Source organism: Streptomyces sp. NPDC057743 (assembly GCF_042798755.1).
Classification (GTDB): domain Bacteria; phylum Actinomycetota; class Actinomycetes; order Streptomycetales; family Streptomycetaceae; genus Streptomyces.
The window spans coordinates 186,787-210,855 of sequence record NZ_JBHVJX010000015.1 but is presented as its reverse complement, the minus strand read 5'-3'; the positions used below and the strand labels follow the sequence as shown (position 1 = coordinate 210,855).

The window sequence follows — 24,069 nt, the reverse complement described above, 5'->3', positions numbered from 1 at the left end:
ACAGTCACCAGGCATCTGGGGGAAAGCACATGGCCAAACACGCACTCATCACCGGAATCACCGGGCAGGACGGCTCCTACCTCTCCGAGCACCTGCTCAACGAGGGGTACGAGGTCTGGGGCCTGATACGCGGTCAGGCAAACCCGCACCGGCCCCGCATCAACCGGCTGCTGCCCGACGTGAAGCTCGTCGACGGCGACCTGCTCGACCAGAGCAGCCTGGTCAAGGCCCTCGACTTCGCCCAGCCCGACGAGGTCTACAACCTCGGCGCCATCTCCTACGTCCCGCTGTCCTGGCAGCAGACCGAACTCACCGGCGGCGTCACCGGCCTGGGCGTGCTGCGCATGCTGGAGGCGATCCGCATGTTCAGCGGCTTCAACGGCTCCACCTCGGCACCCAGCGGCCAACAGATCCGCTTCTACCAGGCGTCGTCCTCCGAGATGTTCGGCAAGGTCACCGAGACCCCGCAGCACGAGACGACCCACTTCCACCCCCGCAGCCCCTACGGCGTCGCCAAGACCTACGGCCACTTCATCACCAAGAACTACCGCGAGTCGTTCGGCATGTTCGGCGTCTCCGGCATCCTGTTCAACCACGAATCGCCCCGCCGCGGCACCGAGTTCGTGACCCGCAAGATCACCCTCGCGGCGGCCCGGATCAAGCTGGGTCTCCAGTCCAAGCTGCCGCTCGGCAACCTCGACGCCCGACGTGACTGGGGCTACGCCGCGGACTACGTCGAGGCCATGCACCTGATGCTGCAACGGGACGAACCGCAGGACTACGTCATCGGCACCGGCGTGATGCACTCGGTCCGCGATGTGCTCCACATCGCCTTCGACGCCGTCGGGTTGGACTGGAACGACTACGTCTACCTGGACCCGGCGCTGGTCCGCCCGGCCGAGGTCGACACCCTGTGTGCCAACCCCGCCAAGGCCGAGGCGGAACTCGGCTGGAAGCCCAAGGTCAACTTCCGGGAACTGATCGAGCTGATGGTGGAGGCGGACCTGCGCCGCCAGGCCCAACCCAACCGCGAGGAGTACCTGTTCAGCGAATGGTGAGCCACCGCCCCCGGTTACCCGACGGTCCCCGACAGCGGCGTGCACCCCGCCCGGGGCCGACCCTGGTGCCGCGCCCGGGCCCCTGACCCCGGGCGCGGCCCTGCGCCGCCCGCGCCAACTACCCTGATCCGATCCACAATTGAAGAAACCGAGGAGCGCCCCGTGCCCGTGCCGTCCGCGCCGCGCCTGACCGAACGCCTCACCGCCGCGCTGGCGGCCCCGGCCGTCGACGACGCCTTCGACCCGCACCGTGAACTCGCCGACGTCCTCGCCGGAATCGGCATGACCCCCGAGGAGACCGGCGGCGCCATCACCTTCCACGGCGCCGACCCGATCGTCCCCAGCGCACTGCGCCTGGGCGCCGCCTCGGCGCTCGCCCTCGTCACCAAGTCCGCGGTGGCGGCGGCGATCTGGCGCGACCGCGGCGGCGCCGGCCAGGACATCGCCATGGACCTGCGCCGCGGCCCCCGCCGCCTCGCCCCCATCTCCGAACCCGGCCGCTGGGAACGCCTCAACGGCTACCCGCCCGCCACCCCCGCGATCGTCGGCGACGGCGTCACCATCGGCTTCTACCGCACCGCCGACGACCGCTGGATCATGCCGGCCAACTTCTACCCCAAGCTCAGCCTGGCCGCCACGAAACTCCTCGGCATCCCCGACGACGCGTCCGCCGCCGCGGCGGCCATCGCCACCTGGCGCGGCGCCGACCTCGAAGCGGCCGCCGAGGAGGCCGGCACCGTGCTGCCCATGGTCCGCACCACCGCCGAGCTGATGGCCGAACCCCAATACCGGGACGTGCTCGCTGAGTTGCCGCTCATCGAGATCGAGAAGATCGGCGACAGCGACCCCGAGCCCTTCCCCGCGGGCGCCACCCAACCCCTGCACGGCATCCGCGCCCTCGGCATGGCCCACGTCATCGCCGGCGCCAGCGCCGGCCGCGCCCTCGCCCTGCACGGCGCAGACGTCCTCAACCTCTGGCGCCCCTTCGAGCTTGAGCACGACACCCTCTACTGCACCGCCAACGTCGGCATGCGCCAGGCCACCCTCGACCCCTACGGGACCGAAGGCGCCGCCGCCGTCCGGGAGTTGCTGCGCGGCGCCGACGTGTTCTTCGCCAACCGCCGCCCCGGCTACCTCACCAAGATCGGCTTGACCGCCGAAGAGGCGGCCGCCCTGCGCCCCGGCATCGTGCACGCCACGGTGTCCCTGCACGGCCGCACCGGACCGTGGGCGGGCCGGATCGGCTTCGACCAAGTGGCCGGCGCCGTCTCCGGGATGCTGATGTTCGAGGGCGACGAGGGTCGGCCCGCGCTCCCGCCGGTCGGCGTCATCAACGACAACATCTGCGGCTGGCTGCTGGCCGCCGGCATCGGCCGCGCCCTGCAGCGCCGCGCCGTCGAGGGCGGCAGCTACCGCGTTCACATCTCCCTGACCCGGGTCGCCCTGTGGGCGGTGAGCATGGGCGTCTTCGACAAGGACTACGCCCGCAAGACCGCCGGCACGCCCGGCCCGCACGAGAACCACCCGCTGGAGACCTTCACCGCCGACACCCCCATGGGCCACTACCAGGGCGTCACGGACCAGGTCGTGATGTCCGCAACCCCCGGCCGCTACCGCACCGTCCTCAGCCACCGCGGCGCCGACCGTCCCGCCTGGCTGCCCCGCCCCTGACCACCCGGCCCGCGGCCGGCCCCGCCGGCCGCGGAACGCCCTACGGCACCCGCGTCAGCCACTCCCGGGAACTGAACTTCCCCGCCGCCAACTCCTCGGCCCGCGCCAGCTCCTGGGCCGACACCGCCCCCATCGCCCCGCCGTACCGGGCCCGGAACGACGCGATCATCCGCGCGATGACCTCGTCCCGCGGCAACCCCGTCTGCCGACGCAGCGGATCCACCCGCTTCTTCGCGCTGGTGGTGCCCTTGTCCGACAGCTTCTCCTTGCCGATCCGCAGCACCTGCACCATCTTCTCCGCATCGATGTCGTAGGACATCGTCACGTGGTGCAACACCGCGCCGGTGCCCGCGACCATCCGCTTCTGCGCCGCCCCGGCGATCTTCCCGGCCTCCGTCGCGATGTCGTTGAGCGGCTTGTACCACGCCTTGATGCCCATGTCGCCGAGCGCCCCCAGCACCCAGTCGTCCAGATAGGCATAGCTCTCCGCGAACGTCAGGCCCTGCACCAGGGAGTTGGGCACGCACAGCGAGTAGGTGATGGTGTTGCCCGGCTCCACGAACATCGCCCCGCCGCCGGAGATCCGCCGGACCACCGTGACGCCGTGCCGCTCCGCGCCCTGTGCATCGACCTCGTTGCGCAACGACTGGAAGCTGCCGATGATCACCGCCGGGCGGTCCCACTCCCACACCCGCAGCGTCGGCGGCCGCCGCCCCGCCGCGACCTCGGCCGTCAGCACCTCGTCCAACGCCATGTGCAACGCCGGCGGCTGCGGCCCCTCGTGGATGATCTGCCAGTCGAAGTCCGTCCACTCCCGGGCGCCCGCGACCGCCCGCCGCACCGCGACGCCCACCGCCTCGCTGCTAAACCCGAACAACACCGCACCCGTCGGCAACGCCGCATCGATCCGGGCGGCCAACCCCCGCGCGTCAGTCTCCGCCGGCGTGCCCTCCAACGCGCCGTTGATGGCGTCCAGCGCCTCGTCCGGCTCCAGGAAGAAGTCCCCGGCCACCCGCACGTCCCGCAACGCCCCGTCCACCACATCGAGGTCGACGACCACCAGCTTGCCGCCCGGCACCTTGTACTCACCGTGGTGCTTGCCCTGCACGGCCCTACCGTCCTTCCACAACCGGCTGCCCGTTCCCCCGCACGGCGCGCGGCCGGCAGCGGCGTCAACCGTAACGCGACCGCCAGCATTCCCGGCAAAAGGGACCGGATCGCCCCCGCGTCAGCCCAGCGCCCCCAACAACCGCGGCAACGCCGTCCCGATAGGCTCCCGCACCACCTCCGCGGCCAGCCCGTCGTACGGCGTCGGCTCGGCATTGACGATCACCAGCCGCGCACCGTGCTCCACCGCCACCCCCACCAACGACGCCGCCGGCTGCACCTGGAGCGTGCTGCCCACCGCGAAGAACACCTCCGCCGCCTTCGCCACCCCCACCGCCTCGCCCAACACCCGCGGATCCAACCGCTCCCCGAACATCACCGTCGCCGACTTCAGGATCCCCCCGCACACCAGGCACGCCGGATCCGCCTCACCCGCCGCCACCCGCTCCAGCGCCTCGGCCATCGACGACCGGGCATGACACCGCGTGCACGCCACCTCCCGCGCGGTGCCGTGCAGTTCCAACACCTTGCGGGCCGGCACCCCGGCGAGCTGGTGCAGACCGTCCACGTTCTGCGTGATCACCCGCACCGGCGTCCCCGACCGCTCCAACCGGGCCACCGCCTCATGCGCCACATTCGGCCGCGCCCGCAACGCCGGACTCTCCCGCCGCATCCGCCACGACCGCCGCCGAATCTCCGGATCCGCCATATACGTGTCGTAGGTGACCAGCTTCTCGGCCTCCGGATCGCGCCGCCACAACCCTTGCGGACCGCGGTAGTCGGGAATCCCGGAGTCCGTGGAGATCCCGGCACCACTCAGGATCGCCACCAAAGGACGGCGCACGGACCCGCCGCCCCCACCGCTCGGCGCCTCGGCACTGCTCATGGCGCGAGCCTACGGAACGCGACGGAGCCGGGCGAGCGGGAATCCCGGGTGAGATTCCGGGCGACGCGGGGAGGCTACGACTGATCGGAACGCCGCCACCGCCCACGCAACCGGCGGAACGACCCACGACCCCGAGGAGCCGCCCGTGTTCACCACCCGCCCCACCCTCCAAGGCACCTTCGGCATGGCCGCCACCACCCACTGGCTGGCCTCCCAGTCCGCCATGGCCGTCCTGGAGGACGGCGGCAACGCCTTCGACGCCGCCGTCGCCGCCGGCTTCGTCCTGCACGTCGTCGAACCGCACCTCAACGGACCGGCCGGCGAGGTCCCCCTCATCCTGGCCCCCGCCGACGGGCCGGTGCAGGTGCTCTGCGGCCAGGGCCCGGCCCCCGCCGGCGCGACCGTCGCCCACTACACCTCCCTCGGCCTCGACCTGGTGCCCGGCACCGGACCGCTCGCCGCCGCCGTCCCCGGCGCCTTCGACGCCTGGATGCTGCTGCTGCGCGACCACGGCACCAAGTCCCTGGCCGACGTGCTCCGTTACGCCATCGGCTACGCCGAACACGGCCACCCCGCCGTCGAAGGCATAAGCCAGTCCATCGCCACCGTCCGGGAACTCTTCACTACCGAGTGGACCACCTCCGCCGAGCTCTACCTCCACGGCGGCCACCCCGTCCGCCCCGGCGAACTCCTCACCAACCGCCCCCTGGCCGCCACTTGGCGCCGCCTCCTGACCGAGGCCGAGGCCGCCGCCACCGACCGCGACACACAGATCGAGGCCGCCCGCCGCATCTGGCGCGAGGGCTTCATCGGCGAGGCGCTCGCCGCCTTCGCCGCCCGCCCCACCATGGACACCTCCGGCGAACGCCACACCGGCACCCTCACCGGCGACGACCTCACCGCCTACACCGCCACCTACGAGCAACCGATCACCCACGACTGGCACGGCTGGACCGTCGCCAAGGCCGCCGCCTGGACCCAGGGCCCCGCCTTCCTCCAACAACTCGCCCTACTCCCCGAAGAGTTGCCCGACCGCGCCAGCCCCGACTACGTCCACCTGCTCATCGAGGGCTGCAAACTCGCCATGGCCGACCGCGAAGCCTGGTACGGCGACGCCACCGACGACACCCCGCTCACCACCCTCCTCAGCGCCGACTACAACACCGCCCGCCGCGCCCTCATCGGCGACCGCGCCTCCCACGCCCTACGCCCCGGCAGCCCCGACGGCCGCACCCCGCGCCTGAGCAAACACGCCCTCGCGGTGGCCACCGGCGCCCGCGGCTTCGACCCGTTGGCCACCCCCGCCACCGGCGCCGGCGAACCGACCGTGGCCCGCGACGGCGCCACCCGCGGCGACACCTGCCACATCGACATCGTCGACCGCTGGGGCAACCTCGTCTCCGCCACCCCCTCCGGCGGCTGGCTCCAATCCAACCCCGTGATCCCCGAACTCGGCTTCCCCCTCGGCACCCGCCTCCAGATGACCTGGCTCGAAACCGGCCTGCCCAACTCCCTCACCCCCGGCCGCCGCCCCCGCACCACCCTCACCCCCTCCCTCGCCCTGCGCGACGGCATCCCCGTCATGGCGTTCGGCACCCCCGGCGGCGACCAACAGGACCAATGGCAGCTCCACTTCTTCCTGTCCGTGGCACTGCGCCCACAGATCCGCGGCGGGCTCGACCTCCAGGGCGCCATCGACGCCCCCAACTGGCACACCGACTCCTTCCCCAGCTCCTTCTACCCGCGCGCCATGCGCCCCGGCAGCGTCACCGTGGAATCCCGGATCGGCCAGCCCGTCATCGACGGACTGCGCAGCCGCGGCCATGACGTGACGATCGGCGGCGCCTGGACCGAGGGGCGGCTGTGCGCCGTCGCCCGCGACCCCCGCACCGGAGTGCTGTCGGCCGCCGCCAACCCCCGCGGCATGCAGGGATACGCCGTCGGCCGCTGACCCACCACGACCCGGCCCGCCCCGCCCCGTACCACTTCGTACCGCTCCGTTGTCCGGCCCCCACCCGTGGTGACACCCGCAGGTGGGGGCCGGCGAACGCCCCCGCCCCGGCCCCGCCGCACCCTCCCGTAGCCCGCACAGCACCCGGAGTTCACCGGGACGCCGTCCGGAGTGTCAGTGGCGCGTGGTTCGATGGATGCATGATCGAAGCACTGCAGACCCACAACGCGGGAGACACCACGGAGCTCACCGACGCCGTCACCCTCAGCACCACCCCCGCCACACCCACGGCCACCACCCCGGTCACCCTGGACCTCTCCGGGCTGGACCTCGTCGCCGTCGAGGCCGCCATCCGGCAGGCCGCCGCCGACGAGATCATGCCCCGCTTCCGGCAGCTCGCCGCCGAGGACATCGTCGAGAAGAACGGCCCGCACGACCTCGTCACCATCGCCGACCGGCGCGCCGAGGAGCACCTCACCGCCGCCCTCACCGCGCTCCTGCCCGGCTCCCTCGTCGTCGGCGAGGAAGCCGTGCACGCCGACCCCACCGTCCTCGACGCCCTCCACGGCGACGCCCCCGTCTGGATCGTCGACCCGGTCGACGGCACCCGCCAATTCGTCCACGGCGACCCCGGCTTCGCCACCCTCGTCGCCCTCGCCCACCGCGGCGAAACCCTCGCCTCCTGGACGTACGCGCCCGCCCTCGACCAGATGGCCACCGCCCGCCTCGGCGCCGGCGCCCACCTCAACGGCGCGCCCCTCACCGCCGGCCACCCCGCGCCCGACGCCCCCCTCGAAGTCGCCACCTCCCACCCCGACTTCACCAACGACGACCAAAAGCGCGTCCTGGCCACCCTCAACGCCCCCGGCGTCGCCCCCCGCCCCTGCGGCTCGGCCGGCCTGGAATACCTCCACATAGCCCAGGGCCGGCTCGACGCCACCGCCTTCAGCTGGGAGAACTCCTGGGACCACGCCGCCGGACTCCTCCTCGTCCACGAAGCCGGCGGCGCCAGCGGCACGGTCGCCGGCCACCCCTTCCGCATCGAGGGCGGCAACGCGCTCCCCTTCACCGCGGCACGGGACGCCGCAACGGCGCGGCGTATCCTCGGACTGCTGGCAGCCGCCAACTGACCCTCACCGACGAGGGTCGGACACGAGGGGAGTGGCGCAGGTGCCGACGATGCTCGACGCCGTGGTGATCGGATCGGGGCCCAACGGCCTGACAGCAGCGGTCGAACTCGCCCGCCGCGGCATGTCCGTGGAGGTCTTCGAGGCCCGCGACGGAATCGGCGGCGGCGCCCGCACCGAAGAACTCACCCTCCCCGGCTTCCGCCACGACCCCTGCTCCGCGGTCCACCCGCTCGCCGTCGGCTCACCCGCCTTCCGCGCCATGCCCCTGGAACGGCACGGCCTGAAATGGCTGCACCCCGACCTCCCGATGGCGCACCCCTTCCCCGACGGCACCGCTGCCGTCCTCGCGCACTCCGTCGGCGAGACCGCGATGTCCTTCGGGCCACACGACGCCGGCACCTACCGCCGCCTCATCGCGCCGTTCATCGGCAAGTGGGACGCCATGGCCCACGACTTCCTGCGCACCCAATGGCTCGGCCTGCCCCAAGACCCGGTCACCTACGCCCGCTTCGGCCTGGTCGCCATGCAGCCCGTCACCCTCCTCAACCGCCGCTTCCGGAACGAGAAGGCCCGCGGCCTGCTGGCCGGCCTCGCCGCGCACGCCATCGCCCCGCTCCGCGGCCTCGGCACCAGCGGCCTGGCCCTGATGTTCGCCCTCGCCGCCCACGCCAACGGCTGGCCGGTGCCCCGCGGCGGCTCCCAGGCCATCTCCGACGCCCTGGCCGGCCTGCTCCGCGCCCACGGCGGCATCCTGCACACCGACTTCGAGGTCAAGCGCCTGGACGACCTCCCGCCCGCCCGCGCCTACGTCTTCGACACCTCCCCGACCGCGCTCGCCCGCATCGCCGGCCTGGGCAACGCCTACCGCAACGTCGTCTACGGCCCCAGCGTCTTCAAGATCGACTACGCGCTCTCCGGCCCCGTCCCCTGGACCGCCGACGACGCCCACCGCGCTGGCACCGTCCACATCGGCCCCACCAGCGGCGAAATCTCCGCCGCCCTGGACGCCGCCGTCCAAGGCCGCGACCCCTCCGTCCCCTTCCTCATCACCGCCCAACCCAGCCTCATCGACCCCACCCGCGCCCCCGAGGGCAAGCACACCTTCTGGGCCTACGGCCACGTCCCCAACGGCTGGGAGGGCGACGCCACCGACGTCGTCGAGCGACAGATCGAACGCTTCGCCCCCGGCTTCCGCGACCTGATCCTGGCCCGCGCCGTCGCCGGCCCCCCACAACTCGCCGCCCGCAACGCCAACTACGTCGGCGGCGACACCGCCACCGGCTCCGCCGCCGGCCTCCGCCTCCTCATCCGCCCCAAACTCACCCGCGTCCCCTACGAGACCGCCCACCCCGCCGTCTACCTCTGCTCCCAGGCCACCCCACCCGGCCCCGGCGTCCACGGCATGTCCGGCCACCACGCCGCCAAGGCCGTCTGGCGCCGCCTCCGCACCACCGGCCACTGACCGCTGCCAGCCCCTACGCTCACCCCATGAGCACCACCCTCACCCTCGTCCAGGGCGACATCACCGAACAGGCCGTCGACGCCATCGTCAACGCCGCCAACTCCTCCCTCCTCGGCGGCGGAGGCGTGGACGGCGCCATCCACCGCCACGGCGGCCCCGACATCCTCGACGCCTGCCGCGCCCTGCGCGCCGGCCACTACGGCCGCGGCCTGCCCACCGGCCAGGCCGTCGCCACCACCGCCGGCCGACTCCCCGCCCGCTGGGTGATCCACACCGTCGGCCCGGTCCACTCCACCACCGAGGACCGCAGCGCCCTACTGGCCTCCTGCTACACCCAGTCGCTGCGCGCCGCCGCCCAACTCGGCGCCCGCACCGTCGCGTTCCCCGCCATCTCCACCGGCATCTACCGCTGGCCGCTCGCCGACGCCGCCCGCACCGCCGTCGCCACCGTCCGCGCCGCGCTCACCGCCACCCCCGACGCCTTCGACGAGATCCGCTTCGTGGTCTTCGACGACCGCGCCCGCACCGCCTACGAGGCCGCCCTCGCCGAGGACTGAACACCCCTACGCCGCCGGCTGACTTCCCGCTCCGGGACACCACCGCGGCCGATCAGCCCCGCAGACAGGGGAGCGGGGCAACGACGGGGGAGGACGCCGGCTGTTCGGCCCAGACCGCGGCGGCGTACGGGACGCACAGACAGCGCCCCGACAGACAACAGACCGGGCACCTGACCAGGCACCAACCAAGGGCGAGGTGACGAGGGGAACTGGCGTCCGTCCTGATGAGCCAAGGTCGATGTCGGATTTCCGCCAGCGTGACCCCCGTGACTGAGCAATCCTGAAGACATGCACACCGACACCGAGCGCTGCCTCCGCGCCGTGCAGTCCAAGGACGCCCGCTTCGACGGCTGGTTCTACACCGCCGTCCGCACCACCGGCATCTACTGCCGGCCCAGCTGCCCGGTCGTGCCCCCCAAGCCCGAGAACATGACGTTCTACCCCAGCGCGGCCGCCGCCCAGCAAGCCGGCTACCGCGCCTGCAAACGCTGCCGCCCCGACGCCAGCCCCGGCTCCCCGCAATGGGACGAGCGGGCCGACCTGGTCGCCCGCGCCATGCGACTGATCGCCGACGGCATCGTCGACCGCGCGGGCGTCCCCGGCCTGGCCGCCCAACTCGGTTACAGCCCACGGCAGATCGAACGCCAACTCCTCGCCGAACTCGGCGCCGGCCCCCTCGCCCTGGCCCGCGCCCAACGCGCCCAGACCGCCCGGCTCCTGATCGAGACCACCACACTGCCCATGGCCGAGATCGCCTTCGCCGCCGGATTCGCCAGCATCCGCACCTTCAACGACACCGTCCGCGAGGTCTTCGGCCTCTCCCCGACCGCACTCCGCACCCGCACCGGCCCCGGCCCGCACACCACCGCCCCCGGAACCCTCGCCCTACGACTCCCCTTCCGCCAACCCCTCAACCCCGACAACCTCTTCGGGCACCTCGCCGCCACCGCCGTCCCCGGCGTCGAGGAATGGCGGAACGGCGCCTACCGCCGCACCCTCGACCTCCCCTACGGCCACGGCATCGTCGCCCTCACCCCCCGCCCCGACCACATCGACTGCCGCCTCTCCCTCACCGACCTCCGCGACCTCGCCGGCGCCATCGCCCGCTGCCGCCGCATGCTCGACCTCGACGCCGACCCCGAAGCCGTCGACGGACTCCTCCGCACCGACCCCCAACTCGCGCCGCTGGTCGACAAGGCCCCCGGCCGCCGCGTCCCACGCACCGCCGACGCCGACGAGTTCGCGGTCCGCGCCGTCCTCGGCCAACAGGTCTCCACCGCCGCCGCCCGCACTCACGCCGGCCGCCTCGTCCTCGCCCACGGCGAACCCATCGACGACCCCGGCGGCGGCCTCACCCACCTCTTCCCCGGCGCCACCGCCCTCGCCCAACTCGACCCCGAAACCCTCGCCATGCCCCGCACCCGGCGCACCACCCTCACCGGCCTCGTCGCCGCCCTCGCCGACGGAACCCTCCAACTCGGCGTCGGCAGCGACCGGGACGAGGCCCGCGCCCGACTCACCCAACTCCCCGGCATCGGCCCCTGGACCGTCGAATCCATCGCCATGCGCGCCCTGGGCGACCCCGACGCCTTCACCCCCACCGACCTCGGCCTCCGACGCGCCGCCGCCCACCTCGGCATGCCCGCCACGCCCGCCGCCCTGATCCGCCACTCCGCCCGCTGGCGCCCCTGGCGCGCCTACGCCGTCCAGTACCTCTGGGCCACCGGCGACCACCCCATCAACTACCTCCCCACGAATTGAGCCCCACCATGCCCTCACCCACCACCAACCCCACAACACCTACCAGCCCTACAAAACCCACTGGCCCCATCACCCACACCGTCCTCGACGACACCCCCGTCGGCCCGCTCACCCTCGTCGCCGACGGCACCGCCCTCAGCGGCCTCTACATGACCGACCAGCGCCACCGCCCGCCCCAAGAGACCTTCGGCACCCAGGCCGACCCCACCGAACCGCCCTTCGCCGAGGCCATCGCCCAACTCCGCGCCTACTTCCGGGGCGAGTTGACCACCTTCGACCTGCCGCTCGCCCTGCACGGCACCCCGTTCCAACGCCGCGTCTGGGAAGCCCTGTGCACCATCCCGTACGGCCGGACCGTCTCCTACGGCCAACTCGCCGAACGGCTCGGCAACCCGACCGCGTCCCGCGCCGTCGGCCTCGCCAACGGCCGCAACCCGATCGGCATCGTCGTCCCCTGCCACCGCGTCGTCGGCGCCAACGGCAGCCTCACCGGCTACGGCGGCGGCCTCGACCGCAAACGCCGCCTCCTCACCTTCGAAAGCACCCCCGACAGCCTCTTCCCCCCGCAGCCCCTCACCTGACCCCTCCACCGACCCGCCCCACCGGGCCCGGTCCGGCCCACCACTCCGGCCTATCGGCCCGGCCTGGTCTACCCGTCCGGCCTGGCCTACCGGTGTGGCCGGGTCGACCGCTCCGGTCTGGCCCACCGGTCTGGACCGGACTGCCGATCCGGCCCGGCCCACGGCTCCGGCGTGGTCCACGGGCCCGGCCTGGTCCACCGGTCTGGCGCGATCCACGGGCCCGGTCTGGCCCACCGGTCTGGCGCGATCCATCGATCCGGCCGGGTCGACCGGCCCGGCCCGACCCACCGGGCTGGACCGGTCTGCCGATCCGGCCCCGGCGCACCGGCTGGACGGGGGCCTGCCGACCGGGACCGATGCACCGGTCTGGACGGGTCTGCCGACCGGGACCCGTGCACGGTTTTGGATGGGTCTGCCGACCGGGACCGACGCACGGATTTGGACGAATCTCCTGAGCCGGACCGATGCACCAACCTGGACCGGTCTGCCCATCTCGGCGGGGCAGTTGATCTGTGTGGGCCCGCCGCCTGATATGAGCCCACCTCGGCCCCGCCCCCTCCCCTTGCCCCCCACCCGCCACCCACCTCCGCCTCTGCCTAGTCGCGCAACGTGCATCGGCCCTATCGGACGGATACGCCGACAGGAATGGCCATGCCCGCTGTTACCCGCTATGCCAGCTATGCCGGCTGTGGCGTCACAGGCCCGCACCGCCGTCACGCGCCCGAAGCGCCAGCACACACCCGCACACCCGTCACCGCCCGCAGTACAGTCACGCACCCGCAGCACAGTCACGCACCCGCCGTGCCATCACGCCCCCGCTACGACCACCTCCCGTACCTCGGTTACCAGGCGTTCGGCCAGGGTGATGGAGTGGTGCAACTGGTCGCTGGTGCGGCCGAGTTCGCCGAGGAGCGTGGTGGCGTGCGAGGCGAAGTCCGGCAGTGTGTGGGGGAGGGCGGCCACCGTGGCCAGTGCGCCCTTTTCGTTGAGGCACCACACGCCGTGGTGGGCGTGCAGGGCCTGAACGAGCGCACCCACCGCACGGGAGAGGCACAGGGAGGCGTGCAGGACGTCCGCGGTCGCTGACGACTTGGCCGCCATCGCCACCGAGAACCCCGCGTCCCAGACGGCGGCGCTCGTCAGCGCCTTGCGCAGGGGCTCCGGGTAGGTCCCGGTCTCCTCCTTGAGGCGGCTCAACTCCCCGGAGTCGTCGGCCAGGACGCGGCCCAGGGCCACTTCGCCGGGGTAGGCGGGAGACCAGAAGCCCAGTGGGTGCCCTGCCTGTATGCCGGTCTCGAAGCGGCCGGCGCGGCAGTCCTCCCACACCCTCCGCACCCGGTCGAGATCCCGGAAGATCCAGTCGACATGGCTGCCGTCGGGCAGGACCAGCCACGCCCCGCCGTTGACCCAGGCCCCCCAGGCGCCCGGCGGGTGTATCTCGACGGGGCCGCCGGTCACCTCCGCGGCCAGCTCCTCCAGCGCGGGCAGGTCCAGCGTGCCTCGGTAGTAGATCCCCAAGTCCCAGTCGGAATCGGGGCGGTTGGTTCCTCGTGCGCGGCTGCCGCCGAGCATTACCCCGACGACTCCCGGCACCTGTGCGATGCGTGCCGTGATCTCTTTCATGGGAATGAGGCTACGGCGCGGGTGGGGGAGGGGGAATCAACCCACGGTTCTCATGCTGGGGTACTACGAGGCGCGACCCCGTCCTCCAGTTCTGCCGGGCCCCGGCCGTGTTCCAAGGCGTCCAGGGCAGCTCGGATGCGCAGGCGCAGGTCCTTGGCGAGCAGTGGCTCGGCCTCGGCCCAGTGGACCAGGCGCCAGGACAGCAACTCCTCCTCCTGCACCCGGATCGTCGCGAACTGCTCCGGGGTCAGCACCCCGCCGTCGAAGAGATACGACACCACCGGTGGTCGCGCCGCGCTGCGGACCCAGTCGACCGCGAGCAGCGGACCCAACTCGACGTCCAGGCCGATCTCTTCGACGGTTTCCCGGTGGGCGGCCTCGCGCGGGCTCTCGCCGGTGTCCGACTCGATGGTGCCGCCCGGCAGGACCCAGGTGTCGCGGTAGTTGGGCTCGACCAGTAGGAGGCGCCCTTCCGCGTCGCGGAAGATGACGCCCGCGCCCGCGAGGACGCGTGGCAGGCCGGCGATGTAGGAGGCGTAGTCGTCGTCCGTGATCGTCACGGCGCGAGCCTATGGGCTGGCCTGCGGGATGGAGAAGCGCGGGCCTGAGATGTGCGGGGAGACAGGGGGAAGCGGGGGAGAGAGGGGGGCAGCGGAGACTGGGGAAGTAGGGGGAAGGCGAGACCGGGGATGCAGGTGAGGGGCGATGAGGGGGGCGGGCGGTTGCTGCGCGGTGATCTTCTTCGGCTCTGTTCGCGGGGGCGTTGGGCGGATAAGGTCGCAGCGGCGCGACTGCCAGTTCGAAAGCAAGGGGAAACACGGTGGCGGACGCAGCAAGGACAAACACAGCACATGTGCTGATCGCCGCGGACAAGTTCAAGGGCTCGCTCACGGCCGTGCAGGTCGCCGAGCACGTCACGGCCGGTCTGCGGCGCGTGGTCCCCGGTCTGGACGTGGCGGCGGTTCCGGTCGCGGACGGCGGCGACGGGACGACCGCGGCGGCGCTGGCGGCGGGTTTCACCCGGCACGAGGCGCAGGTCACCGGCCCGACGGGCGAGCCGGTGACGGCCATCTTCGCGTTGCGCGAGGACGGCATGGCCGTGGTGGAGATGGCCGAGGCATCCGGCCTCCAGCACCTCCCGCACGGCGTCTTCGCGCCGCTCACGGCCACCACCTACGGCACCGGCGAGCTGCTGCTGGCGGCGCTGGACGCGGGGGCGACCTCGATCGTGTTCGGCGTCGGGGGCAGCGCCACCACGGACGGCGGCGCGGGCATGTTGGCGGCCCTGGGCGCGCGCTTCCTGGCCGCCGACGGGACGCCGGTCGGGCCGGGCGGCGGGGGCCTGCGGGAGCTGGCCACGGCCGATCTCTCGGGGCTCGACCCGCGGCTGACGGCCACCGACATCGTGCTCGCCAGCGACGTCGACAACCCACTGACCGGCCCCAAGGGCGCGCCGGCGGTCTACGGGCCGCAGAAGGGCGCGACCGAGGAGGACGTCGCCGTCCTGGACGCGGCCCTGGCGCACTACGCCGAGGTGCTGGAGCGGGCCGTCGGCCCGAAGGCCGCGGAGCACGCGCTGGCGCCGGGGGCCGGCGCCGCCGGCGGGATCGGCTACGGCGCGCTGGTCGGCCTGGACGCCGCGTTCCGGCCCGGCATCGACGTGATGCTGGAGGTGCTGGGCTTCGCCCCGGCGCTGGCCCGGGCCACGTTCGTGATCACGGGTGAGGGGTCGCTCGACGCACAGACCCTGCACGGCAAGGCGCCGGCCGGGGTCGCCGCTGCGGCGCGGGCGGCGGGCCTGGACGTGGCCGCGGTCTGCGGACGGTTGCAGCTGTCCCAGGAGGCGCTCGTCGCGGCCGGCATCCGGCGGGCGTACGCGCTGACGGACCTGGAGCCCGACCCGGCCCGCTGCATGGCCGAGGCGGGCCCGCTGCTGGAACGCGCGGCCGAGCGGTTGGCGCGGGACTTCCTGGCCTGAGTCCGGGACTTCCTGGCCTGAGCCGGGGCGGCCCCGGCACCCGCGGCACACGAAGAGGCCCCGAGCGGATGGTTCCGCTCGGGGCCTCTTCCCGTGCTCGGTGGGGCGCCGCCGCCCCGGGCCCGTCAGGGCTGGTGCGCGGCGTGCGAATCGGCGCGCGACTCGCGGCGGTTGTCGCGGAAGGTGTTGACCCTCCGGGCCGTCGCGAAGACCGGGATCATCGCGCCCAGGACGATCTGCAGGGCGCAGCCGGTCTGGAGCAGCAGCTGGCCGTTGGGCGCGTCCAGGGCCCAGGCGGCGAGCATGCCCATGCTGAGCACGATCCAGCTCAGCATCGCCACCGCGAGCCGACCCCGCGGCTTGGGGTACTCGACCCGGCTCACCATCAGCCAGGCCACCCCGATGATCGCCAGCAGCGTCGGCAGGAACGGCAGTTCCAGCAGGACGATGGCGACGACGGTCAGGGCGCCGAACGGGCTCGGCATGCCCTGGAAGATGCCGTCGCGGATCGTGACGCAGGAGAAGCGGGCAAGCCGGAGCACCACCGCCAGGAGGACCACGACCGCCGCGACCACCGACACCTTCTGGTGCGCGTCCTGGGCGACCATGCCCCAGGTCACCACGAAGTACGCGGGCGCCAGCCCGAAGCTGATCAGGTCGGAGAGGTTGTCGAGCTCGGCCCCCATCGCCGAGGCCCGCAGCTTGCGTGCCACCAGCCCGTCGAAGAGGTCGAAGACCGATGCCAGCAGCATCAGGATCACGGCCATCGCCGCGCTGTGCCGCGCCATCCCGCCGTCCTCGGTCCCCGTGAGGTGCGGGATGAGCACGCCGGTGGTGGTGAAGTACACGGCCATGAAGCCGCAGATGGCGTTGCCGAGCGTCAGGGTGTCCGCTATTGACAGCCGCGTCGACAGCGGCATGTCGTCGACCTCGTCGTCGTTCTCCGGCGCCCAGCTCGCCTGTGTCTCGGGATCAACCACGGTCAAGGCGAGTCACCCCCGCGGTAGTGGCCTGGCCGACCTCGACCGCCGGCTCGACGCCCTCCGGGAGGTAGACGTCCACCCGCGAGCCGAAGCGGATCAGCCCGACGCGCTCGCCCTGCTCGACCTTGGTGCCCTGGGGCACGTACGGCACGATGCGGCGGGCGACCGCGCCGGCGATCTGCACCATCTCGACGTCGCCCAGCTCGGTGTCGAAGTGCCAGACGACCCGCTCGTTGTTCTCGCTCTCCTTGTTGAACGCCGGGACGAAGCCGCCGGGGATGTGCTCCACGGACGTCACCGTGCCGGCCAGCGGCGCGCGGTTGACGTGGACGTTCAACGGGCTCATGAAGATCGCGACGCGGGTGCGCCCGTCCTTCCACGGCATGATGCTCTGCACCACGCCGTCGGCCGGAGAGATGACGCGTCCCGACGCGATCTCTCGCTCGGGGTCGCGGAAGAACCACAGCATGCCCGCCGCGAGTGCGGTGGTGGGCACGGCGACGGCGGCCCAGCGTCCCGACCGGCGGGAGCGGGCCAGGCTGACCGCTGCCGTTGCCACGGTCGGGAGGAGCCACGGCGACGCTCCGCGCGCGAGGCGGACGCGACCGCGAGGTGCAGAGGATTGGCTGTGGGGCATGAATGACCTTCGTAGCGGAGGATGCCGCATATGGATACGGGGGACGGCGGCTTTCCTGGGATGCTATCGGTTGCGAGCGGCAACTGGCCAAGAGCCAGAGCCAATCCATGGCCGAAGAACGATGACACGGTGTGATCTTTATCTACCGGAAAACGGTCCAAAGGGGACGTTCACCCCTGGATTCGGTACTCCTCAAGTAGCCGGCGACCGATGATCATTTTCTGGATCTCGGCCGTGCCCTCGCCGATCAGGAGCATCGGGGCCTCCCGGTAGAGGCGCTCGATCTCGTACTCCTTGGAGAAGCCGTAGCCGCCGTGGATGCGGAAGGCGTCCTCGACCACCTCCTTGCAGTACTCGGAGGCCAGGTACTTCGCCATGCCCGCTTCAAGGTCGTTTCGTTGCCCGGAGTCCTTTTTGCGTGCGGCATTAACCATCATGGCATGCGCGGCTTCTACCTTTGTCGCCATTTCCGCCAGCTTGAACTGGATGGCCTGGTGCTGGGCGATCGGCTTGCCGAACGTCTGCCGCTGCTGCGCGTAGGACACACCGAGTTCGAAGGCGCGCTGGGCGACGCCGCAGCCGCGCGCGGCCACATTGACCCGGCCCACCTCGACGCCGTCCATCATGTGATAGAAGCCACGCCCGGTCTCGCCGCCGAGGACCCGGTCCGCCGGTACGCGCAGACCGTCCATGATCAACTCGGTGGTGTCGACGCCCTTGTAGCCCATCTTCTCGATCTTGCCGGGGATGGTCAGGCCCGGGCGGACCTCGCCGAAGCCGGCCTCCTTCTCCACCAGGAAGGTCGTCATCGACTTGTGCGCGGCGGTGCCCTCCGGGTGGCCCTCGTCGGTCCGACACAACACCGCCACGAGCGTCGACGAACCGCCGTTGGTGAGCCACATCTTCTGGCCGTTGAGGACGTAATCGTCGCCGTCCCGCACGCCCTTGGAGGAAATGGCCGAGACGTCGGAACCCAGCGCCGGCTCCGACATCGAGAAGGCGCCCCGGATCTCGCCGGCCGCCATCTTCGGCAGGAAATAGTCCTTCTGTTCCTGTGTGCCGTGCTGCTTGAGCATGTACGCCACGATGAAGTGGGTGTTGATGATGCCCGACACGCTCATCCAGCCGCGGGCGATCTCCTCGACCGTCAACGCGTAGGTGAGCAACGACTCGCCGAGGCCGCCGTATTCCTCCGGAATCATCAGCCCGAACACGCCGAGTTCCTTCAGGCCCTCGACGATCTGCGTGGGGTATTCGTCGCGGTGCTCCAGCTCCGTGGCGACCGGGATGATCTCCTTGTCCACGAAGTCCCGGACGGTGGAGAGGATTTCCCGCTGGATATCGGTCAGGCCCTCGGTCTGTGCGAGACGCGCCATGGGGTCACTTCTCCTTACGGGCCGCGGGGGCCGCCAGCTCGGGGCGGCCGGGCTGCTCGCCGCCGCGCTCCTTGATGTAGGTGGCCGTGGGGACCATCACCTTGCGCCTGAAGACGCAGACCAGGGTGCCGTCCTGCTTGTAGCCCTTGGTCTCGACGTGCACGATGCCGCGGTCGGACTTGGACTTCGACGGGGTCTTGTCGAGCACCGTCGTCTCGCCGTAGAGCGTGTCTCCGTGGAACGTCGGCGCCACGTGCTTCAGCGACTCGATCTCCAGATTGGCGATGGCCTTTCCGGAGACGTCCGGCACCGACATGCCCAGCAGGAGGGAGTAGATGTAATTGCCGACGACGACGTTCTTTCCGAAGTCGGTGGTCTGCTCCGCGTAGTTGCTGTCCATGTGCAGCGGGTGGTGGTTCATGGTCAGCAGGCAGAACAGGTGGTCGTCGTATTCGGTCACCGTCTTGCCCGGCCAGTGCTTGTAGACGTCGCCGACGGTGAACTCTTCGTAAGTGCGGCCGAATTGCATCGCGCTCATGCCTCCGGGGCTTCGAAAGTGCTGTTGCGGGTCATGCCGGCGGCCCGGCCCTTTCCGGCGATCACCAGCGCCATTTTGCGGCTCGCCTCGTCGATCATCTCGTCGCCGAGCATCGCCGAGCCCTTCTTCCCGCCCGCCTCGGACGTGCACCACTCGTACGCGTCCAGGATCAGCTCGGCGTGGTCGTAGTCCTCCTGGGACGGCGAGAAGACCTCGTTGGCCGCCTCCACCTGGCCCGGGTGCAGCACCCACTTGCCGTCGAAGCCGAGGGCGGCGGCGCGGCCGGCGACCTCGCGGTAGCCGTCGACGTTCTTGATCTGGAGGTAAGGGCCGTCGATGGCCTGGAGGTTGTGCGTGCGGGCCGCCATCAGGATGCGCATCAGGATGTAGTGGTAGGCGTCCGCCGGGTAGCCGGGCGGCTGTTCGCCGACCACCAGGGACTTCATGTTGATGGACGCCATGAAGTCCGCCGGGCCGAAGATGATGGTCTCCAGACGGGGCGAGGCGGCGGCGATCGCGTCGACGTTCACCAGGCCCCTGGCGTTCTCGATCTGCGCCTCGATGCCGATCCGGCCGACCTCCAGGCCCATCGCCTTCTCGATCTGCGTCAGCAGCAGGTCCAGGGCCGTCACCTGCGCGGCGTCCTGCACCTTCGGCAGCATGACGCAGTCGAGGTTCGCCCCGGCGCCCTCGACGACCGTGACGACGTCCCGGTAAGTCCACTCGGTGGTCCAGTCGTTGACCCGCACCACCCGGGTCTTGCCCGTCCAGTCGCCCTCGTTGAGGAACGTGACGATGGTGTGTCGGGCCTCCGGCTTGGCCAGCGGTGCGCAGGCGTCCTCCAGGTCCAAGAAGACCTGGTCCGCCGGCAGGCCCTGGGCCTTCTCCAGGAAACGGGGGTTGCTGCCGGGCACCGCCAGGCAGGAACGGCGCGGACGCAGGCGCTGCACAGCAGCGGGCGCCGGGCGGGCACTCATGCGAGGACCTCCAGGGGGTCGAGTTGGTTCGCGGTGCGGATCTCGTCGACGATACGGCCGATGATCTCCGTGATCCCGAAGTCCTTCGGGGTGAAGACGGCGGCGACGCCCGCCTCGCGCAGCGCCTCGGCGTCCGCGGACGGGATGATGCCGCCCACGATGACCGGGAGTTCGGGCGCTCCGGCCCGGCGCAGCCGCGCCAACACGTCCGGCACCAGCGCGGCGTGCGACCCCGACAGGATCGACAGCCCCACGCAGTGCACGTCCTCGGCGACCGCCGCCGCCACGATCTGCTCCGGGGTCAGCCGGATGCCTTGGTACACCACCTCGAAACCGGCGTCCCTGGCCCGCACGGCGATCTGCTCGGCGCCGTTGCTGTGCCCGTCCAGGCCGGGCTTGCCGACCAGCAGCCGCAGCCGCCCGCCGCCGAGCTCGGCCGCGGTCTTCGCGACCTTCTCGCGGACCGTCGCCAGCGGCGTGCCGGCCTCCGCGGTGACCGCCACCGGCGCGCCCGAGACGCCCGTGGGGGCCCGGAACTCGCCGAAGACGTCCCGCAGCGCCCAGGCCCACTCGCCGGTCGTCACGCCGGCCCGTGCGCACTCCAGCGTCGCCGGGAAGAGGTTGGTGGTGCCCGCCGCGGCCTTCTTCAGCGCCGAGAGGGCCTCCTGCGCCCGCCCTTCGTCCCGGTTGTCCCGCCACTCGTGCAGGGCCCGTACGACGCGCTCCTCGTTGGCCGGGTCCACCGTCATGATCGCGGTGTCCAGATCGGCGGTGAGCGGGTTGGGTTCGGTCGACTCGAAGCAGTTGACGCCGACGATCTTCTCCTCGCCGGACTCGATCCTGGCCCGCCGCTCGGCATGCGCCGAGACCAACTGCGACTTCAGATAGCCGGATTCCACGGCCGCCATCGCGCCGCCCATCTCCTGGATCCGGTCGATCTCGGCCAGGCAGTCGGCCACCAGGGCACCCACCTTGGCCTCGACGACGTGCGACCCGGCGAAGATGTCCTCGTACTCCAACAGGTCCGACTCGTGCGCCAGCACCTGTTGGATGCGCAGCGACCACTGCTGGTCCCAGGGGCGGGGCAGGCCCAACGCCTCGTTCCAGGCCGGCAGTTGGACGGCGCGGGCGCGGGCGTCCTTGGAGAGCGTGACGGCCAGCATCTCCAGGACGATCCGCTGGACGTTGTTCTCCGGCTGCGCCTCGGTCAGCCCCAGGGAGTTGACCTGGACGCCGTAGCGGAAGCGGCGCTGCTTGGGGTTCTCGATGCCGTAGCGCTCGTGCGTGATCTTGTCCCAGATCTGCGAGAACGCCCGCATCTTGCACATCTCTTCGACGAACCGGACGCCCGCGTTGACGAAGAACGAGATACGCGCGACCACATCGCCCTTGCGGTCCTCGGGGACCTGCCCGGACGCGAACACCGCGTCCAGCACGGCGATCGCGGTGGACATCGCGTACGAGATCTCCTGGACCGGAGTGGCCCCCGCCTCCTGCAGGTGGTAGCTGCAGATGTTGATCGGGTTCCACTTCGGGATGTTGTTGACCGTGTACGCGATCATGTCGGTGGTCAGCCGCAGCGACGGGCCCGGCGGGAAGACGTGCGTCCCGCGCGAGAGGTACTCCTTGACGATGTCGTTCTGCGTGGTGCCCGCCAACTTGCCGGTGTCGGCGCCCTGTTCCTCGGCGACCACTTCGTAGAGCGCCAGCAGCCACATGGCGGTGGCGTTGATGGTCATGGAGGTGTTCATCTGCTCCAGCGGGATGTCCTGGAACAGCCGCCGCATGTCGCCCAGATGGGACACCGGGACCCCGACCCGGCCGACCTCGCCGCGGGCCAGCACGTGGTCGGGGTCGTATCCGGTCTGCGTCGGGAGGTCGAACGCGACCGACAGGCCGGTCTGGCCCTTGGCGAGGTTACGCCGGTACAGCTCGTTGGACGCCTCGGCGGTGGAGTGCCCGGCGTACGTCCGCATCAGCCACGGACGATCCTTCTGACGCTCAGTCATGCGCCCGTCTCTCTCAGACGTTCCGGAAGCGGTTGATGGCGTCGATGTGCTTGGCGCGCATCTCGGGGTCGCGCACGCCCATGCCCTCCTCGGGGGCCAGGCAGAGAACGCCGACCTTGCCCTGGTGGACGTTGCGGTGGACATCGTGCGCTGCCTGGCCGGTCTCGTCCAGGCGGTAGGTCTTGGAGAGCGTGGGGTGGATCTTGCCCTTGGCGATCAGGCGGTTGGCCTCCCACGCCTCACGGTAGTTGGCGAAGTGCGAGCCGACGATCCGCTTCAGCGACATCCACAAGTAGCGGTTGTCGTACTCGTGTTGGTAGCCGGAGGTCGAGGCGCAGGTGACGATGGTGCCGCCCTTGCGGGTGACGTAGACCGAGGCGCCGAAGGTCTCCCGGCCCGGGTGCTCGAAGACGATGTCCACGTCCTCGCCACCGGTCAGTTCGCGGATCCGCTTGCCGAACCGCTTCCACTCCCTGGGGTCCTGGTTCTGCTCGTCCTTCCAGAACTTGTACCCCTCGGCGTTCCGGTCGATGATCGCCTCGGCGCCCATCTTCCGGCAGACCTCCGCCTTTTGGTCGCTGGAGACCACGCAGATCGGGTTGGCGCCGCCGGCCAGCGCGAACTGCGTGGCATACGAGCCGAGGCCGCCGCTGGCGCCCCAGATCAGGACGTTGTCGCCCTGCTTCATCGCCGCGCCGTTCTGCGAGACCAACTGCCGGTAGGCGGTGGAGTTGACCAGCCCCGGCGCGGCCGCCTCCTCCCAGCTCAGGTGCTGCGGCTTGGGCATCAACTGGTTGGACTTGACCAGCGCGATCTCCGCCAGGCCGCCGAAGTTGGTCTCGAAGCCCCAGATCCGCTGCTCGGGGTCGAGCATGGTGTCGTTGTGGCCGTCGGAGGACTCCAACTCCACGGACAGGCAGTGCGCGACGACCTCGTCGCCGGGGTGCCAGGAGTTGACGCCGGGGCCGGTGCGTAGCACCACGCCGGCCAGGTCCGACCCGATGACGTGGTAGGGCAGGTCGTGCCGCTTGGCCAGCGGCGAGAGTCGCCCGTAGCGCTCCAGGAACCCGAACGTCGACAGCGGCTCGAAGATCGAGGTCCACACCGAGTTGTAGTTCACCGAGGAGGCCATCACGGCCACCAGCGCCTCGCCCGGGCCGAGTTCGGGCACCGGCACGTCCTCGACGTGCAGGGACTTGCGGGGGTCCTTCTCGCGGGTGGAGAGGCCGGCGAACATCTCGGCCTCGTCCTTGTGCACGGTGACCGCGCGGTACGACTCGGGGAGGGGAAGGGCGGCGAAGTCCTCGCGGGTACTGTCCGGCGCGAGGATCGCGTCAAGTATCTGGTTCACGGTATGCCTCCGGCGCTGGGGCCTCCCCTGCTCGAACGCAGCTGAGAGCTTGGGGAAGCGTGTGGAACGGCTTGAGGGAACGTCGGGGGTGGTGCGGGGCGGTGCCGTCGGTTCGGCCGGTGGTGCTCGGCATGGCGCGGGTGGCGCGGTTCCAGCGGTGACTGGGGTGCCTGTGACGCAGGCGTCCGGGCGCGCGAAGTGCTTGCGGGGACAGTCGGCGCACCGGGGTTGATCGGTGTGCCGGCCGCCCGGACACCCACAACGTATGACACCGCGTGCCAGGTCGCAAGACACTGAGTGCCATGATTTTCTCGGTTGAGTGGGTTGGGCTTCAGATGAGCGATGATCGTTCAACTGCCGCCCGCGGCAGCGCAGATGGGAGCGCCCGCGGCCGGAACGCGGACCGCCCCGCCCGCGTCCGCCACGGGAAGGT

20 protein-coding genes are annotated in these 24,069 nt (G+C 71.4%); 9 read left to right on the top strand and 11 right to left on the bottom strand.

What is annotated here, in order from left to right; genetic code table 11:
• The first annotated feature begins 29 nt into the window (after window positions 1–29).
• Both ACFVFQ_RS19545 and ACFVFQ_RS19540 read left to right on the top strand, forming a co-directional pair.
• On the top strand, window positions 30–1,058 hold the full coding sequence (locus ACFVFQ_RS19545) for a GDP-mannose 4,6-dehydratase (protein WP_383417377.1): 1,029 nt from the start codon (window positions 30–32) through the stop codon (window positions 1,056–1,058).
• Window positions 1,059–1,220: 162 nt separating this feature from the next.
• Entirely contained in the window at window positions 1,221–2,729 is a 1,509-nt protein-coding gene (locus ACFVFQ_RS19540; RefSeq protein WP_383417372.1) for a CoA transferase, read from the top strand.
• Window positions 2,730–2,769: 40 nt separating this feature from the next.
• Here ACFVFQ_RS19540 and ACFVFQ_RS19535 read toward each other — a convergent pair whose 3' ends face one another.
• Together ACFVFQ_RS19535 and ACFVFQ_RS19530 are read right to left on the bottom strand one after the other, a co-directional pair.
• Window positions 2,770–3,837: a biotin/lipoate A/B protein ligase family protein gene (locus tag ACFVFQ_RS19535; protein WP_383417367.1), complete on the bottom strand. Its 1,068-nt coding sequence runs from the start codon at window positions 3,835–3,837 to the stop codon at window positions 2,770–2,772.
• 120 nt (window positions 3,838–3,957) lie between these two features.
• Window positions 3,958–4,722 (bottom strand): NAD-dependent deacetylase, encoded by a 765-nt coding sequence (locus ACFVFQ_RS19530; RefSeq protein WP_383417364.1) that lies wholly within the window; start codon window positions 4,720–4,722, stop codon window positions 3,958–3,960.
• A gap of 145 nt (window positions 4,723–4,867) precedes the next feature.
• Between ACFVFQ_RS19530 and ACFVFQ_RS19525 the strand changes: the two genes are divergently transcribed.
• The 6 genes from ACFVFQ_RS19525 (at window position 4,868) to ACFVFQ_RS19500 (ending at window position 12,164) form a co-directional block, all read left to right on the top strand.
• Entirely contained in the window at window positions 4,868–6,673 is a 1,806-nt protein-coding gene (locus ACFVFQ_RS19525) for a gamma-glutamyltransferase family protein (RefSeq protein ID WP_383417361.1), read from the top strand.
• A gap of 200 nt (window positions 6,674–6,873) precedes the next feature.
• Window positions 6,874–7,803 (top strand): inositol monophosphatase family protein, encoded by a 930-nt coding sequence (locus ACFVFQ_RS19520; RefSeq protein ID WP_383417359.1) that lies wholly within the window; start codon window positions 6,874–6,876, stop codon window positions 7,801–7,803.
• Window positions 7,804–7,843: 40 nt separating this feature from the next.
• The gene (locus ACFVFQ_RS19515) at window positions 7,844–9,265 is read left to right on the top strand and encodes a phytoene desaturase family protein (RefSeq protein ID WP_383417354.1); all 1,422 of its coding nucleotides are present in this window, start codon (window positions 7,844–7,846) and stop codon (window positions 9,263–9,265) included.
• Between the two features lie 26 nt (window positions 9,266–9,291).
• On the top strand, window positions 9,292–9,822 hold the full coding sequence (locus ACFVFQ_RS19510; RefSeq protein ID WP_383417350.1) for an O-acetyl-ADP-ribose deacetylase: 531 nt from the start codon (window positions 9,292–9,294) through the stop codon (window positions 9,820–9,822).
• Between the two features lie 288 nt (window positions 9,823–10,110).
• Window positions 10,111–11,583, top strand: a complete 1,473-nt coding sequence (locus ACFVFQ_RS19505; RefSeq protein WP_383417344.1) for an AlkA N-terminal domain-containing protein — start codon at window positions 10,111–10,113, stop codon at window positions 11,581–11,583.
• A gap of 8 nt (window positions 11,584–11,591) precedes the next feature.
• A complete protein-coding gene (locus ACFVFQ_RS19500; protein WP_383417341.1) occupies window positions 11,592–12,164 on the top strand; it encodes a methylated-DNA--[protein]-cysteine S-methyltransferase in 573 nt (190 codons plus the stop codon).
• A gap of 807 nt (window positions 12,165–12,971) precedes the next feature.
• Here the strand turns inward: ACFVFQ_RS19500 and ACFVFQ_RS19495 are convergent.
• Together ACFVFQ_RS19495 and ACFVFQ_RS19490 are read right to left on the bottom strand one after the other, a co-directional pair.
• Complete coding sequence (locus tag ACFVFQ_RS19495) at window positions 12,972–13,787, bottom strand: nucleotidyltransferase domain-containing protein (protein ID WP_383417338.1); 816 nt, start codon at window positions 13,785–13,787, stop codon at window positions 12,972–12,974.
• Between the two features lie 50 nt (window positions 13,788–13,837).
• Window positions 13,838–14,347, bottom strand: coding sequence for an NUDIX domain-containing protein (locus ACFVFQ_RS19490; protein ID WP_383417335.1), 510 nt, complete (start codon window positions 14,345–14,347; stop codon window positions 13,838–13,840).
• Between the two features lie 293 nt (window positions 14,348–14,640).
• Here ACFVFQ_RS19490 and ACFVFQ_RS19485 point away from each other — a divergent pair, with 293 nt between their 5' ends.
• Entirely contained in the window at window positions 14,641–15,765 is a 1,125-nt protein-coding gene (locus tag ACFVFQ_RS19485) for a glycerate kinase (RefSeq protein WP_383417332.1), read from the top strand.
• A 125-nt stretch (window positions 15,766–15,890) separates the two neighbouring features.
• Here ACFVFQ_RS19485 and pssA read toward each other — a convergent pair whose 3' ends face one another.
• From pssA to ccrA, 7 genes are all read right to left on the bottom strand, one after another.
• Window positions 15,891–16,751: a CDP-diacylglycerol--serine O-phosphatidyltransferase gene (gene pssA, locus ACFVFQ_RS19480; RefSeq protein WP_383417329.1), complete on the bottom strand. Its 861-nt coding sequence runs from the start codon at window positions 16,749–16,751 to the stop codon at window positions 15,891–15,893.
• On the bottom strand, window positions 16,738–17,385 hold the full coding sequence (locus tag ACFVFQ_RS19475; protein WP_383417326.1) for a phosphatidylserine decarboxylase: 648 nt from the start codon (window positions 17,383–17,385) through the stop codon (window positions 16,738–16,740). The genes pssA and ACFVFQ_RS19475 overlap by 14 nt, the downstream gene beginning before the upstream one ends.
• A gap of 170 nt (window positions 17,386–17,555) precedes the next feature.
• Window positions 17,556–18,761: an acyl-CoA dehydrogenase family protein gene (locus tag ACFVFQ_RS19470; protein ID WP_383417323.1), complete on the bottom strand. Its 1,206-nt coding sequence runs from the start codon at window positions 18,759–18,761 to the stop codon at window positions 17,556–17,558.
• 4 nt (window positions 18,762–18,765) lie between these two features.
• On the bottom strand, window positions 18,766–19,290 hold the full coding sequence (locus tag ACFVFQ_RS19465) for a MaoC family dehydratase (RefSeq protein WP_383417398.1): 525 nt from the start codon (window positions 19,288–19,290) through the stop codon (window positions 18,766–18,768).
• Window positions 19,291–19,295: 5 nt separating this feature from the next.
• Window positions 19,296–20,276 carry an HpcH/HpaI aldolase/citrate lyase family protein gene (locus ACFVFQ_RS19460; protein ID WP_383417320.1) on the bottom strand — a complete coding sequence of 327 codons (981 nt, stop codon included), beginning with the start codon at window positions 20,274–20,276 and terminating at the stop codon, window positions 19,296–19,298.
• Entirely contained in the window at window positions 20,273–22,285 is a 2,013-nt protein-coding gene (locus tag ACFVFQ_RS19455) for a protein meaA (protein ID WP_383417317.1), read from the bottom strand. The genes ACFVFQ_RS19460 and ACFVFQ_RS19455 overlap by 4 nt, the downstream gene beginning before the upstream one ends.
• Before the next feature lie 13 nt (window positions 22,286–22,298).
• Entirely contained in the window at window positions 22,299–23,636 is a 1,338-nt protein-coding gene (gene ccrA / locus ACFVFQ_RS19450) for a crotonyl-CoA carboxylase/reductase (protein ID WP_383417314.1), read from the bottom strand.
• Between the last annotated feature and the right edge of the window lie 433 nt (window positions 23,637–24,069).

Excerpts from the sequence above, each read along its gene's own strand:
- ACFVFQ_RS19470 (WP_383417323.1), bottom strand. The coding sequence starts at position 18,761 with ATGGCGCGTCTCGCACAGACCGAGGGCCTGACCGATATCCAGCGGGAA.
- ACFVFQ_RS19505 (WP_383417344.1), top strand. The coding sequence starts at position 10,111 with ATGCACACCGACACCGAGCGCTGCCTCCGCGCCGTGCAGTCCAAGGAC.
- ACFVFQ_RS19520 (WP_383417359.1), top strand. The coding sequence starts at position 6,874 with ATGATCGAAGCACTGCAGACCCACAACGCGGGAGACACCACGGAGCTC.
- ACFVFQ_RS19510 (WP_383417350.1), top strand. The coding sequence starts at position 9,292 with ATGAGCACCACCCTCACCCTCGTCCAGGGCGACATCACCGAACAGGCC.
- ACFVFQ_RS19495 (WP_383417338.1), bottom strand. The coding sequence starts at position 13,787 with ATGAAAGAGATCACGGCACGCATCGCACAGGTGCCGGGAGTCGTCGGG.
- ACFVFQ_RS19475 (WP_383417326.1), bottom strand. The coding sequence starts at position 17,385 with ATGCCCCACAGCCAATCCTCTGCACCTCGCGGTCGCGTCCGCCTCGCG.
- ACFVFQ_RS19530 (WP_383417364.1), bottom strand. The coding sequence starts at position 4,722 with ATGAGCAGTGCCGAGGCGCCGAGCGGTGGGGGCGGCGGGTCCGTGCGC.
- ACFVFQ_RS19500 (WP_383417341.1), top strand. The coding sequence starts at position 11,592 with ATGCCCTCACCCACCACCAACCCCACAACACCTACCAGCCCTACAAAA.
- ACFVFQ_RS19545 (WP_383417377.1), top strand. The coding sequence starts at position 30 with ATGGCCAAACACGCACTCATCACCGGAATCACCGGGCAGGACGGCTCC.
- ACFVFQ_RS19460 (WP_383417320.1), bottom strand. The coding sequence starts at position 20,276 with ATGAGTGCCCGCCCGGCGCCCGCTGCTGTGCAGCGCCTGCGTCCGCGC.
- ACFVFQ_RS19465 (WP_383417398.1), bottom strand. The coding sequence starts at position 19,290 with ATGCAATTCGGCCGCACTTACGAAGAGTTCACCGTCGGCGACGTCTAC.
- ACFVFQ_RS19455 (WP_383417317.1), bottom strand. The coding sequence starts at position 22,285 with ATGACTGAGCGTCAGAAGGATCGTCCGTGGCTGATGCGGACGTACGCC.